This window comes from Streptomyces canus (assembly GCF_041435015.1).
GTDB lineage: Bacteria > Actinomycetota > Actinomycetes > Streptomycetales > Streptomycetaceae > Streptomyces > Streptomyces canus_G.
Window position 1 is genome coordinate 9147519 of record NZ_CP107989.1, and the last position, 12481, is coordinate 9159999.

The window sequence follows — 12481 nt, forward strand, 5'->3', positions numbered from 1 at the left end:
GAGACGTCGTGCCCCTGGTCACCACCCGCGAGCTCGTCCCCCGCGCCGCCGCCACCCGCTCCGCCGTCGCCGCCTTCAACATCATCACCCTGGAACACGTCGAGGCCGTCATCGCCGGCGCCGAGTCCCTGGACGCGCCGGTCGTCCTCCAAGTCAGCGAGAACGCCGTCAAGTTCCGCCACGGCCGTCTCCTCCCGCTCGCTCGCGCCGCCGTCGTCGCGGCCGAACGAGCCACCGTCCCCGTCGCGTTGCACCTCGACCACGTCCAGAGCGACGACCTGCTGCGCCAGGCGGCCGACGCCGGCTTCGGCTCCGTGATGTACGACGCGGCCCACCTGCCCTACGCCGAGAATCTCGCCGCCACCCGGGCTGCGGCCGACTGGGCGCACTCCCAAGGGCTGTGGATCGAGGCCGAGTTGGGGGAAGTGGGTGGGAAGCAGGGCCGACCCGCGCTGGACGCCCACGCCCCCGGCGCCCGCACCGACCCCGCCGAGGCCCGCGCCTTCGTCACCGACTCCGGCGTGGACGCCCTCGCCGTGGCCATCGGCAGCGCCCACGCGATGACCGAACGCACCGCCACCCTCGACCACGACCTGCTCAAACGCCTCACCACCACCCTGGACGTCCCCCTCGTCCTGCACGGCTCCTCCGGAGTCCGCGACGACGAACTCACCGCTGCCGTCGCGGGCGGCATCGCCAAGGTCAACGTCGGCACCGCGCTGAACATCGCGATGACCGGCGCGATCCGGGAGTTCCTGGCGGCTCACCCCGAGGCGGTGGACTCCCGGGCCTACCTGAGTGTCGGGCGGGACGCCATGGCCGACGCGGCCCGGCGGATCATCCGGCTGCTCGGGCGGTGAGGACGGGCTGGTAGAACCCACTGGAGGCCGGATCGTGCCACCGCACGTCGACGAAACCGGCCGCGGCCACGAACTCCGTCAGCTGTGAACGGGCCAGGGCCCAGGAGGTCGTACGGCGGACGCGGACGGCCCAGTCGTCCCCGTCGCCGGGCACGAGCTGGAAGTACTCCTGGTCGTAGCGCTCGCCGTCCTCGTGCCAGTGCCACAGCTGGAAGGTGATCACCCGGCCGTCGGAGGTCTCGGAGACCTGCGGAGGCGGGGCCCCGGGCCTGGTATGGCGCATCTCGTCGTAGTCGCGAAGGGTGAGCACCAGCAGACCGCCGTCCCGCAGAACCCTGCGCATGCCCGCGAGCGCGGCCTCCAGGTCCCGGGCCGTCAGCAGATGCGCCAGCGAGTTGTCGGCGCAGACGACGACATCGAAGAAGGACGACACGAAAGGCAGCCGTCTCATGTCCGCGGCGGCGGTCGGCAACAGTGTCCCGCGGGCCGTGGCCTCCTGGGTGGCACGTGCGGCGGCCACCGGACTGAGGTCGCTGCCGACGACCCGGTGCCCCGCGAGGGCCAGTCCGATCGCCTGGGTCCCGATGCCGCACGAGCAGTCCAGGACGCGCTGCGGTCCCGGCCCCAGGTCCTTGCGCACGAGCGCCCCGAGCACGGCCGCCTGATGCGCCATGCTCACGTCCCAGTCCGCGAAGATCCGGTGGTAGTCCGGGGCCAGCGCGTCGTAGAAGGCCCGCACCGAGGGATCAGACACCCGACTCCTTCACCGCCTTGAGCACCACGAACTTCGGCCCGCCGGCGACGAGTTCACTGTTGCCGAACAGCTTCCGCAGCTTCACGTGATACCCGAGATGGCGGTTCCCGACAACCCACAGTGCGCCGCCGGGCCGTAGCGCCCTGCGCGCTCCGGTGAACATCCGCCAGGCCGTCGCGTCGGTCGTCGCCTGGTGGGAGTGGAAGGGCGGGTTGTTGAGGACGAGGTCGACGCTGCCCGCCGGGACGCCCGCCAGACCGTCCCCGACCCGGAACTCCGCGTGCCCCGGCACGCCGTTCGCCTTGTACGTCCCCTCCGCCGAGGCCACCGCCTGGAAGGACTCGTCGACGAACAGCACCTCGGCCTCGGGGTTGGCCAGGGCCACCGCCGTACCGACCACGCCGTTGCCGCAGCCCAGGTCCACGATCCGCTGGGAGCCCCGGCTCTTCGGGAGGTGCTGGAGGAAGAACCGGGTGCCGATGTCGAGCCGGTCCGCGCAGAAGACGCCCGCGTGATTGACGACGGCACGCCCGGAGGCGGCACCGATGCCGTCCGGGAGGGTGTAGCCGTACGGCCAGGGGTTGGCGGGCCGTGCGAGCGTCGGCTCCGGCGCGCAGAAGATGAGCCGGGCCTTCTTCTCGGCCAGCGAGGTGCGGGTCGGCCCGAGGATCCGCTCGAACAGCTGGAGCGTCGAGGTGTGGATCTCCTTCACCATGCCGGTGCCGACGACGAGCGTGCCCTCGTGCACCGCGGGCGCCAGCCGCAGCAGCTGGTCCTCCAGCAGGGCCAGGCTCTTCGGCACCCGCACCAGCAGGACGTCGACGCGGCCGGGCGGTGGGTCCTGTGTGGTGAGCAGCCGGACGGTGCCGGGCTCGACGCCGGCGCGTTCGAGGTTGGCGCGGGTCGCCTCCTGGCTGAGGAAGGAGTCGGTGATCTGGACCGGCCGGTGCGCCGCCAGCGCGGTGACCAGCGCGCCCCAGCGGTCTCCGACCACCACGACCGCGCCGGACAGGGCCACGCCCTCCGCCGCGAGATGCCTCAGCAGATACTCGTCGGAGGCGTCCCAGGCACGCAGCCGGTCACGCGGGTCCTCGGGGAAACGGGTGAGCGCGAGCTCGCCCCAGGGGGTCGTCATACGGTCGTCCATCGTGCGTCCAGGCTATCGGAGTCGCAGCTCAGGCCCGCTCGGGCAGGATGGAACCCATGGATGCCGAGCTGTTCCCCCGACCCCGTGCGGAGGTCGCGCCGGGCGCGGTGCACGTCCCGCACTGGCTGGAACCGGGCCGGCAGCGCGACCTGCTGGCGGCCTGCCGGGAGTGGGCGCGCCCGCCCGCCGGACTGCGCACGGTCCGCACCCCGGGCGGCGGCACGATGACCGCACGGCAGGTCTGCCTGGGCTGGCACTGGTACCCGTACGCCTACGCCCGCACGGTCGCCGACGGCGACGGGGCACCCGTGAAGCCCTTCCCGCACTGGCTGGGCGAGCTGGGTCGGGAAGCGGTGCGCGACGCACTCGGTCCGCAGGAGGTGTCGTACGACATCGCGCTGATCAACTTCTATGACGGCGAGGCTCGTATGGGCATGCACCGCGACAGCGACGAGAGGTCGGACGCGCCCGTGGTCTCCCTGAGCCTCGGCGACACCTGCGTCTTCCGCTTCGGCAACCCCGAGACCCGGACCCGGCCCTACACGGATGTCGAACTGCGCAGTGGTGACCTGTTCGTGTTCGGCGGCCCGTCGAGACTCGCCTACCACGGGGTCCCTCGTGTGCATCCGGGCACAGCGCCGCCCGAGTTGGGGCTGACGGGGCGGCTGAACATCACGCTGCGGGTCAGCGGGCTCTGAGCTCGATCGCGAACGGATCATGGGAGACTCGCCCTCATGAGCGGCAAGGCGGACCCCCGGCCGGCGGGGGAAGGAACCACCTCGAGGGCGCGGCTGGACCGGGGGCGCGGTGCGCTCGGGCCCGCGTTGGAGCTCGTGCACACCGGTCGCGCGCCCACCCGGGCCGTGCTCACCGCCGAACTCGGGGTGACCCGGGCGACGGCCGGCGCGGTCGCCGCCGAGCTGGAGGCGCTCGGGCTGATCCGCGTGGACGCCAGGCCCACCGCGGCCGCCGGTTCGCAGGGCCGGCCCTCGCATCGCCTCGCGGTCGCCGAGGACGGTCCCGTCGTGCTGGCCGCGCAGGTCCACGCCGACGGTTTCCGGGCCGCCCTGGTCGGTCTGGGCGGTCGTATCGTCGCCACCGCCCCCGGCTGCGAGACGGTCGACGCCGACCCGGCGAAGGTCCTCAGCTCCGTCGTAGAGGCGGGCGCCGACCTGCTGCGCACCACCGGCAGACGCTGCGTCGGCGCCGGACTCGCCGTGCCGTCCGCGGTCGCCGAACCCGACGGCCTCGCCCTCAACCCCCTGCACCTCGCCTGGCCCGCGGGCGCCCCCGTCCGCCGGATCTTCGACGAGTGCGTGCGGGCCGCAGGCATCACCGGACCGGCCTTCGCGGCCAACGACGTCAACCTCGCCGCGCTCGCCGAGCACCGGCACGGCGCGGGCCGCGGCGCCCGGGACCTGCTGTGTGTGGCGACCGGACACCGGGGCGTGGGCGGCGCGCTGGTGCTCGACGGGCGTCTGCACACAGGGAGTTCGGGCCTGGCCCTGGAAGTCGGCCACCTCACCGTGAACCCCGAGGGCCGCCCCTGCCACTGCGGCAGCCGGGGCTGTCTGGACGTCGAGGCGGACCCGCTGGCGTTCCTCACGGCGGCGGGACTCGCCCCCGGCCCCGAGCTCTCCCTGCTCCAGCAGGCCAACGACCTCGTCCGGCACCACTACGACGATCCCGCCGTCCGCACCGCCGCCGAGGCCCTCATCGACCGCCTGGGCCTCGGTCTCGCGGGCCTGGTGAACATCCTCAACCCGGACCGCATCATCCTCGGCGGCCTCCACCGCACCCTGCTGGACGCCGACCCCGCGCGTCTGCGCGCCGTCGTCGCCGATCGCAGCCTGTGGGGGCAGAGCGGCGGCGTTCCCATCCTGGCCTGCACCCTCGACCACAACAGCCTGGTCGGCGCGGCCGAGTTGGCGTGGCAGCCGGTGCTGGACGATCCGCTGGCGGCGCTGACCCGTGGCTGATCTGCTGGAGGTTGGGGGACTCCGGCTGGTCGAGGTGGCGCCCCCGGTGGTCCCGGCCGAGGTGCGGACGGCCATGGAGCGCGAGTGGGGCGAGGCCGTCCTGGCCAACCCGGCCCTCTTCGACGGCCCGGTGGCGGTGTGCGCGGAGCTTTCCCGGGAGGCACCGGACGCCCTCCTCGTCTCCTGGTCCCGGGTGACCTATCGGTACTTCGCGCTGCGCCGCGTCCCGGGTGCCACCGCCCTGCGGTCCCTCTTCGTCAGCGTGGTGCAGCCGGCGGACGACGGACGCGTGCTGGTGGGCCGTATGTCCTCGTCCACCGCCGCGCCCGGCCGCTGGCAGTTCCCCGGCGGATCGGTGGAACCGCCCACCGGCGACGAGCCCCTGGACGAGCCCGCCCTGCGCCGCCACGCGGCCGTGGAGCTGGCCGAGGAAACGGGCGTCGACGTCCCGGCCTCGGGCCTCATCCGGTGTCTGGTGACGCACGGCGGGGACGGTCAGGTCGGTGTCCACTACCTGGCGCCGCCGTTGCCCGCGTCCTTCCTGCAGGAGAGCTTCACGGCGCTGGTGGCCGCGGAGACGGCACGGGGACGCGCATCGGAGTTCGACCGGATCGCCCTCGTCGGCTCACCGGCCGAACTGCCCGACCTCGTCGGCCCGCACGTGGGCTACCTGGATCCCGTCGTCCGTTGGGCGAGCCGCCGAGTAGGCTCGTGACATGCGGATCTCCGTCTCCTCGGACATGGACGAACCCGTCGCGCGCACCCTCGTCGACGAACTGCGCGCGCGGGGCCACGACGTGGTCGCGTACGGCGCCCTGAGCCCCGGCGCCGACCCGCAGTGGGCCGTCTGCTCCGAGGCCGCGGCCCGCGAGGTGGCCGCGGGGACGGCCGACCAGGCCGTCGTGTGCTGCTGGACCGGCACCGGCGCCTCCCTCGCCGCGAACAAGGTCCCGGGCGTACGGGCCGCCCTGTGCACGGACGCCTACACGGCGGACGGCGCCCGCCGCTGGAACGACGCCAACGTCCTGGCCCTCAGCCTCCGCCTCACCTCCGGGCCACTCCTCAAGGAGATCCTCGACGCCTGGTTCACCGCCGAGCCGAGCGAGGACGCCGAGGACCGGGAGAACGTGGCCCGGGTGGGACGCCTGGACGCCGGCCGGGCCTAGAAGCGCGCGCCCGGTCAGACGCCGAGCGGGCCGGCCACCTTCAGCTCGCCGTGGTCGATCAGCCATCGCACCGACTCCAGTACGGCCGCCTCCGGTTCGTAGCGCGGCGCGTAGCCCAGGAGGGTCCTGGCCTTCTCGATGGTGAGGTATTGACTGCGGTAGAGGTGCTCCCAGCTCGCCTCGGCGTGCTCCGGGGCCGTGGTCCGGCGGAACTGTTCCCAGGTCACCGGCTCCAGCGACGCGGTCCGACCGAACCAGCCGGCCGCGATGCGGGCGTACCCGCGGACGTTCAGTGCGGTGGGGGCGACGACGTTGAAGTCCTCTCCCGCCGCCGCGTCCTGGTGCTCGACCGCCCGTTCGAAGGCCTGGGCGACATCGTCGGCGTGCACATGGTGCATCAGCTCGACCCCGATCCCCGGGATCGGCAGCGGCTCTCCGGCCGAGAGGGCGTACCAGACCGCGGGGTCGAGGTTTCCCAGCGGACCGATCGGGTGCCAGCCCGGACCGACGATGTGCCCGGGGTGCAGGGACGTGGTCACCAGACCCCCGGAAGCGGTCTCCTCCTTCAGCATCCGGGCGATCCGGTCCTTCTGGATGCCGTATTCCCCGATGGGCGCGGTGCCCGTGGTCTCGGAGATCGGCAGCTTGTCGCTGGGGCCGAAACGCCACACGGTGCCGCAGTGCAGCAGGTGCCCGACCTGGCCGCGCAGCCGCTCGACCAGCGCGGTGGCCGCCTCCAGGGTGAAGCAGACCAGGTCGATCACGATGTCCGGTGCCAGGCCTGCCACCCGGTCACCGAAGGTGCCCTCGCCGTCCTCCTGCTGCCGGTCGGCGACGACGTGGCGGACCTGCTGCCACTCGGGAGCCTCGGTGTAGGCCGTGCGGGTGCCACGGCTGATGTTGATCACTTCATGGCCGGCCCGCACCAGGCGGGGGACGAGGAAGGTGCCGATGTGGCCGCTTCCGCCGATGACGACGACTCGCATACGTTTCCCATCAGTGTCGAGCAGGTCAGTGTCAGGTAGGAGTATCCGGCGGCACCGTCAGGCTCCACAGCGCCGCCACCAGCGGTCGGCGCAGATCGGACCGCCGAACGCACAGACCGATCGCGAAGTGTTCGGGCCGCGGATCGGCGGGTACCTCCGACAGCCGTTCGCGCACCGCGCTGTGTTCCAGTACGAGGCGGGGGACCACGCCCGTGCCGCAGCCCAGGGCGACCAGCGTCAGCAGTCCTTCGTGACCGTCGGGCTCGCAGGCCACGTCGGGGACCGTGCCCCGGGCGCGGAACCAGCGGTCGGCCGCCTCGCGGACGAGCCCGCGGTGGGGGAGGACGAAGGGCCCGTCCAGGTCCGGGTCCGGACGGTCCCGCGCGGTGACGAGGACCAGGTCGGTCACCGCCACCGTCCGGCTCACCAGCCCTTCCGGCAGCCGCGCCGGGATCCCCGCCACGGCCACGGCCACGTCCACCTCGCCCTCGTCGAGGCGGGCCAGGGCGGCCGCCGCGTCACCCGTGCGCAGGTCCAGCCGTACCTGGGGATGGGCCGCGCGGAACGGCGCCAACAGGTCGGGCAGCAGGGCCTGGCAGGCGGTCACCGTCGCGAACACCGCGAGGTGGCCGGTCAGTTCGGCCGGGTCCGGGTGCTCCTCGCGGTAGGCGCGCCACAACTCCAGGGCCTGGACGGCGTAGGCGCGGAAGCGGTGCCCTTGCGCGGTCAGCGACACCCCGCGCGGGCCGCGGTCGAACAGCCGATGCCCGAGGTCCGCCTCCAGCCGCTGCACGGTCCTGGTCAGCGTGGCCGGACTGACATGGCAGTCGAGGCTGGTCCGGCCGAAGTTCAGCGTCTGCGCGAGGTGCAGAAAGAGACGCAGTTCCCGGTGATCGTCCATGTGACCTCGGCCTTTCAGTTCACGCAACAGTGCGCTGCAAAAGTTGCGCTTGCTGCAATGCTCGGCCGGAGCCTACAACTCCACCATGACCTCCACCACGTACACCTCCGGCGTCTTCACCCTCGAAACCATGGACGTCCCCGGCGGCACGGAGACCGTGCTGCGCGGGGGCCGGCACCTGTTCCCGCTGCTGCCCCAGGCCTTCGCCGGGGTCCGCCGCATCGGTGTGCTCGGCTGGGGCCCGCAGGGCCGCGCCCAGGCGCTCAACCTGCGCGACTCCCTCGCCGACACCGACATCCGGGTGGCCGTGGGCCTGCGTCCCGGCTCCCGCTCGGCCGCCGACGCGCGCACCCACGGCTTCACCGAGGAGGACGGCACGCTCGGCGACTGGCTCGCGGTCGCCGCCGACAGCGACCTGGTCGTGCTGCTGATCGCGGACGCGGCGCTCGCCGCCCACCACCGGGAGATCTTCGCGGTGCTGAAGCCCGGCGCGGCCATCGGACTCTCGCACGGCTTCCTGCTCGGCCATCTCCGGGAGACCGGCGGCGAGTTCCCGGCCGGGCACCCCGTGATCGCCGTGTGCCCCAAGGGCATGGGCGACTCCGTGCGGCGTCTCTACCAGCAGGGCGCCGATGTCAACGGCGCCGGCATCAACAGCAGTTTCGCCGTGCACGCCGACCCCGACGGCCGGGCGGTCGACCTCGCGCTCGGCTGGTCGGTGGCGCTCGGATCGCCGTACACCTTCCGGACCACGCTGGAGAGCGAGTACCTCTCGGACATCGTCGGCGAGCGCGCGATCCTGCTCGGCGCCGTGCACGGCATCGTCGAGACGCTGTACACGCGGTACCGCCTGGCCGGGGACGACGAGGTGACGGCGTACGAGAGGTCCTGCGAGAACGTCACCGGGCCGATCGCCCGCACCCTCTCGCACGCGGGCCTGCGGGCGGTCCGCGACGGCCTCTCCCCGTCCGGCCGGGAGGTCTTCGACCGGGCGTACACGGCGACGTACGGGCCCGCTCGCGAGATCGTCGCGGAGATCTACGACGAGGTCGCCGACGGCACCGAGCTGCGCAGCGTGATCCTGGCCGAACGCCGGCTCGGGGCACGGCCGATGAGCGAGATCGGCGGTTCGCCCATGTGGGGCGCCGGTGAGAAGGTGCGGGCGCTGCGGGGCGAACGCGCACTGCCCGTCGAGCCGTTCACCGCCGGGGTCTTCGTCGCCACCATGGTCGCCCAGATCGACGAGTTCGCCGAGCGCGGCCACCCCTGGTCCGAGATCGTCAACGAGTCCGTCATCGAGGCCGTCGACTCCCTCCTGCCCTACATGCACGCCCGTGACGTGGCCCACATGGTCGACAACTGCTCCCGCACGGCCCGCCTCGGCGCCCGCCGCTGGGGGCCGCGGTTCCAGGCCGCCTACGAGCAGATCGCCTACCCGGCTGCCGAACTCCCGGCGGACGATAGCCTGGTGGCGGCCTTCGCGAGGCACCCCGCGCACGAGGCGCTGGCCGCGGCGGCGCAACTGCGGCCCTCGGTGGACATCTCGGTGGCGTAGGGCCGTTGTCAGTGGCGGCGATTAGCCTGCTGCGCATGATCGAGACGACTGAGGGCGACCGCGCCTTTCCGCCCGCCCTGGCCGACGTGGCCCGCGTGGAGTTCGACTACGACGACGGCGAGGGCGTCGACTTCGAGCCGTACGACGCCTTCGACTCCGCCGAGGAGACGACCGACTGGCTGCGCCACTGGACCGGCAACCACCAACTGGACGGCGACGCCTACCGCGTCTTCGGGCAGGACGGCACCGGTGGCCTCGCCGCCCTGTGGTGCGTGCGGCCGGGGCGCCCCCTCGTCGAGCAGCCCGTGGTGTTCCTGGGCTCGGAGGGCGAGCGCGGTGTGGTGGCGGCAAGCCTGTCCGACTTCCTGTGGGTGCTCGCCGATGGCCTCGGGCCTTTGGAGGTCGTGGATTTCGAGCAGTACGAGGGCCGTCCGAGCGCGACGCTGACCGCACTCGCCGAACGCCACGCGACCACCCCGCGCCGCACCACCCGGGACATCGTCACCACCGCCCAGGCGGAGTTCCCGACCTTCTCCGAGGACATCGACGCGCTCTGCCGGTGAGCGGCGTCATGGCTGGCTCCACGCCACGGCCAGGGCTCGACCCGGGTTGTCGGTGAGGATGCGAAGCACCGGTTCCTCACCCAGTTCGGCCGTGAGGCGCGGCCGCACCCGGCGCAACAGATACGGCATCCCCGGGCCGCCGTTGACCGAGCGGGCCGCCGCGGTCGTGGTGTCGCCGCCGAGCAGCAGCCGGTCGCCGTGCCCCGCGTCCGCGAGCTCCCGCATCGCGTCGGGCATGCGCCAGTCCGTGGCGTGGTGGGCGCGCGAGGGTCCGTCGAAGGCGAGGTAGCAGCCCGACGCCGCGGCCTGGCGGTGCACCGTGAAGTCGGGGGAGCGGTTGAGATGCCCGAGGATCACTCGCTGCGGCGGCACCCCCAACTCCCCGCACAGCAGCTCCAGTACGTCCAGCGCACCGGTCCCCAGCTCCAGGTGGACGGCGATCGGCGCCCCCGTCGCGTGATGCGCCTCGGCCGCCGCGGTCATCGTCCAGCGGGCGTGCGCGTCCAGCGCGTGGAAGCCGCCCGCCACCTTGATCAGCCCCGCTCGGGCCCCCGACGGCCCGATGCCCTCCGTCAGTTCGGTGACGAACACGTCGGCCAGCCGGCCGCGCAATCCGGCGAGCGTGGCGTCGTCGTAGTGGACCGCCTGGTGCAGCCCGGTCGCGGCGACGATCCGCACCCCGGTCTCCCGTGACAGCGCCGGCAGTTCGTCGGCCCGACGCCCCAGCCCGTACGGCGTCCACTGCACCACGGCGCCACCGCCCTGCTCGGCGAACGCCGTCAGCTCGGCCCGCGCCGCCGAGACGCTCCGCAGCTCCTGCCCCGGCAGTTGGGGGCTGGCGAAGAACAGGTGGTCGTGCGCGTCGCACACGCCGAGCTCCTCGGCGGGGACGTCCCCCGCCACCGTACGGACCGCGACCGCGCTCACCACTGACGCCCCCGCGGCAGCCGCTCCCGTCCCGGCGCCGACACGTGCAGTACCTCGAACAGATCACCGTCCGCCTTCGGCGCTTCGTGCGCCCAGAGAGAGAAGTGCACGAGTTCCCAGCGGGCCGTGTCCACGGCGGCCGCCGCGAACAGCGCGCCGTCCTCCCCGGCCAGCCGCTCCGTCTCCTCCACCGCTTCCCCCATCACCTCCGCCAACTCCACGCCCTCGGGCACCGGTTGACGCCTGCGGACCGCCGCCCTGGCGGGGGTGCCGACGGCGCCGCCCTCCTCGTACGACAGACCTGTCCACTGCCGCACCGACGGCCGCCCGAAGTCGTTGCTGAGCCCCTGGAAGGCACCTCCCCAGAGGAAGCTGTTCATGCCCTCCACGGTGTCCCAGAGGTAGAAGGGGGCGTACTGGTGGACGGGCGAGCCGTTCACCCCGCGCTCGCGGATCAGGTACGTCTTGAAGCCGAGCCCCTCCCAGTCGTCCAGCAGATGCCCGATCCGGGCCACCCGGGCGCGGATGACGGCCATGTCGTAGTCGGCGGGCAGGGTGAGCTCGTACTGCATGGCGTGCATCGGATGCCTCCTCAGGCGGAGTGGTCCTCGGGGGCGACGTGCGCGCCCCAGTCGGCGGTCGTGCCGTTCTCGGCGGCCTCGACGACCGCGAGATGGGTCATGAAGGTGCGTGGCCCGGCCCCGTGCCAGTGCCACTCGCCCGGCTCGATCCACACCGTGTCACCCGCGCGGACCGGCTCGACGGCACCGCCCCTGCGCTGCACCAGCCCCTCGCCCTCCAGGACATGCAGCACCTGGCCGTGCGGATGGCGGTGCCACGCGGTGTGCGCGCCGGGCGCGAAATGGACGTTGAACATCCGCAGCCGGGACGGCGAGGCGGGCGCGGCGATCTCGTCGAGCCACACCGTCCCCGTGAAGTTCTCGGCCGGACCCTGCCGGCTCTCCGGGCGCTGTCGGGTGATCTGCACGTGGGTCGACTCCCTTACGAGGACGGTGGTGTGAGCAGGGAGAGCAGACCCCGTACGCCCGTGTCGAACGCGGCGGGCGAGCCGGACGCGCGGGCGAGGACATAGCCGCCCTGGACCGTCGCGAGAACGGTCGCCGCGATCTCCTCGCCGTCCAGCGAGGACGCGAACTGGCCCTGTTCCTTACCCTCTTCGACGATCCCGGCGATGCGCTCACGGATCCAGTCGATCGTCTCGTCGACGGGCGCGCGCAATTCGTCGCTGGCGATGACGTCCGGGTCCATCGTGAGCCGGCCGATCGGGCAACCGCGCAACACGTCCCGCTCACGCCGCAGATACGCCTCGATGCGCTCGTACGGCGTGCCGGGCCCGCCGAGTACTCCCTCCGCGGTAGTCCGCAAGTCCTCGGCGGTCCGCCGGATCGCGGCCAGGGCCAGGTCGGGCTTGCCCTTGAAGTGGTGGTACATGCTGCCCTGTCCGGCCCCCGCACGCTCCAGGATCGCCTTGGGGCTGGTCCCCACATAGCCGCGCTCCCACAGGAGCTCACGGGTGGACTCGATCAGTCGGTCCGAAGTGCTCATGCGCTCACTGTACATACTAGTAGTTACAGAAGTCGAGGCCGTCTCGTACTCCCCAGGAGGTATCCGCACTGCCGCTG

General features: G+C 72.8%; 15 protein-coding genes. 7 read left to right on the forward strand and 8 right to left on the reverse strand.

Annotated elements, in window-relative coordinates:
• Window positions 1–8: 8 nt before the first annotated feature.
• Window positions 9–860 carry a class II fructose-bisphosphate aldolase gene (locus OG841_RS41575; protein WP_328636645.1) on the forward strand — a complete coding sequence of 284 codons (852 nt, stop codon included), beginning with the start codon at window positions 9–11 and terminating at the stop codon, window positions 858–860.
• On the opposite strand, the gene OG841_RS41580 is transcribed toward OG841_RS41575, so the two are convergent.
• Complete coding sequence (locus OG841_RS41580; protein ID WP_328636644.1) at window positions 838–1614, reverse strand: class I SAM-dependent methyltransferase; 777 nt, start codon at window positions 1612–1614, stop codon at window positions 838–840. The genes OG841_RS41575 and OG841_RS41580 overlap by 23 nt on opposite strands.
• Window positions 1607–2749, reverse strand: coding sequence for a methyltransferase (locus tag OG841_RS41585; protein WP_328636643.1), 1143 nt, complete (start codon window positions 2747–2749; stop codon window positions 1607–1609). Before OG841_RS41585 ends, OG841_RS41580 begins: the two co-directional genes overlap by 8 nt.
• Before the next feature lie 68 nt (window positions 2750–2817).
• On the opposite strand from OG841_RS41585, the gene OG841_RS41590 reads away from it, so the two are divergent.
• The 4 genes from OG841_RS41590 to OG841_RS41605 are packed head-to-tail and all read left to right on the forward strand — an operon-like array spanning window position 2818 to window position 5906.
• On the forward strand, window positions 2818–3459 hold the full coding sequence (locus tag OG841_RS41590) for an alpha-ketoglutarate-dependent dioxygenase AlkB family protein (RefSeq protein ID WP_328636642.1): 642 nt from the start codon (window positions 2818–2820) through the stop codon (window positions 3457–3459).
• A gap of 36 nt (window positions 3460–3495) precedes the next feature.
• On the forward strand, window positions 3496–4740 hold the full coding sequence (locus OG841_RS41595) for an ROK family protein (RefSeq protein ID WP_328636641.1): 1245 nt from the start codon (window positions 3496–3498) through the stop codon (window positions 4738–4740).
• Window positions 4733–5455, forward strand: coding sequence for an NUDIX hydrolase (locus OG841_RS41600; RefSeq protein WP_371569576.1), 723 nt, complete (start codon window positions 4733–4735; stop codon window positions 5453–5455). The genes OG841_RS41595 and OG841_RS41600 overlap by 8 nt, the downstream gene beginning before the upstream one ends.
• A 1-nt stretch (window position 5456) precedes the next feature.
• A complete protein-coding gene (locus tag OG841_RS41605; protein WP_328636639.1) occupies window positions 5457–5906 on the forward strand; it encodes an RpiB/LacA/LacB family sugar-phosphate isomerase in 450 nt (149 codons plus the stop codon).
• Between the two features lie 14 nt (window positions 5907–5920).
• On the opposite strand, the gene OG841_RS41610 is transcribed toward OG841_RS41605, so the two are convergent.
• Window positions 5921–6892, reverse strand: coding sequence for an NAD-dependent epimerase/dehydratase family protein (locus tag OG841_RS41610; protein ID WP_328636638.1), 972 nt, complete (start codon window positions 6890–6892; stop codon window positions 5921–5923).
• 31 nt (window positions 6893–6923) lie between these two features.
• The gene (ilvY, locus tag OG841_RS41615) at window positions 6924–7793 is read right to left on the reverse strand and encodes an HTH-type transcriptional activator IlvY (RefSeq protein ID WP_328636637.1); all 870 of its coding nucleotides are present in this window, start codon (window positions 7791–7793) and stop codon (window positions 6924–6926) included.
• Window positions 7794–7878: 85 nt separating this feature from the next.
• Here ilvY and OG841_RS41620 point away from each other — a divergent pair, with 85 nt between their 5' ends.
• Both OG841_RS41620 and OG841_RS41625 read left to right on the forward strand, forming a co-directional pair.
• Window positions 7879–9348 (forward strand): ketol-acid reductoisomerase, encoded by a 1470-nt coding sequence (locus OG841_RS41620; RefSeq protein ID WP_371569581.1) that lies wholly within the window; start codon window positions 7879–7881, stop codon window positions 9346–9348.
• 35 nt (window positions 9349–9383) lie between these two features.
• Window positions 9384–9911, forward strand: a complete 528-nt coding sequence (locus tag OG841_RS41625; RefSeq protein ID WP_371569584.1) for an SMI1/KNR4 family protein — start codon at window positions 9384–9386, stop codon at window positions 9909–9911.
• A gap of 6 nt (window positions 9912–9917) precedes the next feature.
• Here the strand turns inward: OG841_RS41625 and OG841_RS41630 are convergent, their stop codons facing one another.
• The 4 genes from OG841_RS41630 to OG841_RS41645 are packed head-to-tail and all read right to left on the reverse strand — an operon-like array spanning window position 9918 to window position 12404.
• Entirely contained in the window at window positions 9918–10841 is a 924-nt protein-coding gene (locus OG841_RS41630) for a phosphotriesterase family protein (protein WP_371569587.1), read from the reverse strand.
• Window positions 10835–11419: a DUF4865 family protein gene (locus tag OG841_RS41635; RefSeq protein ID WP_328636633.1), complete on the reverse strand. Its 585-nt coding sequence runs from the start codon at window positions 11417–11419 to the stop codon at window positions 10835–10837. The genes OG841_RS41630 and OG841_RS41635 overlap by 7 nt, the downstream gene beginning before the upstream one ends.
• Window positions 11420–11430: 11 nt before the next feature.
• A complete protein-coding gene (locus tag OG841_RS41640) occupies window positions 11431–11826 on the reverse strand; it encodes a (R)-mandelonitrile lyase (protein WP_328636632.1) in 396 nt (131 codons plus the stop codon).
• Window positions 11827–11840: 14 nt separating this feature from the next.
• A complete protein-coding gene (locus OG841_RS41645; RefSeq protein WP_328636631.1) occupies window positions 11841–12404 on the reverse strand; it encodes a TetR/AcrR family transcriptional regulator in 564 nt (187 codons plus the stop codon).
• Window positions 12405–12481 lie beyond the last annotated feature (77 nt).